Origin of the sequence: Streptomyces sp. URMC 126, from assembly GCF_051386555.1 — a bacterium.
GTDB lineage: Bacteria > Actinomycetota > Actinomycetes > Streptomycetales > Streptomycetaceae > Streptomyces.
Map to the genome: position 1 here is coordinate 1 of NZ_JBPQTX010001194.1, position 246 is coordinate 246.

Sequence of the window (246 nt, forward strand, 5' to 3'; positions counted from 1 at the left end):
GGTGTGGTCCATCGAGTCGGCGACGTGCACGTGGGTGAGCAGGTCGCCGGCGTGCGCGACGATCCCGGGGGCGTCGTCGCCCTGGTGGAACGTGTGCGGCAGGCAGTACAGGAAGGACACCGACGGCGAGTCGATGCCGCGGACCATGTCGACCGCGGGGTGACCGAGCTCGATGAAGTCGTCCGGATGGGGCTCCAGCGCGAGCCGGATCCCCTCCCGTTCGAAGACCGGCAGGAGCTCCTCCAT

1 protein-coding gene is annotated in these 246 nt (G+C 69.5%); it reads right to left on the minus strand.

Going from position 1 to position 246, the window contains the following annotated elements; translation table 11 throughout:
* Positions 1-246, minus strand: a 246-nt coding sequence (locus tag ACSNOK_RS35630) for a sugar phosphate isomerase/epimerase family protein (RefSeq protein ID WP_436784810.1), incomplete at both ends; no start/stop codon positions are given.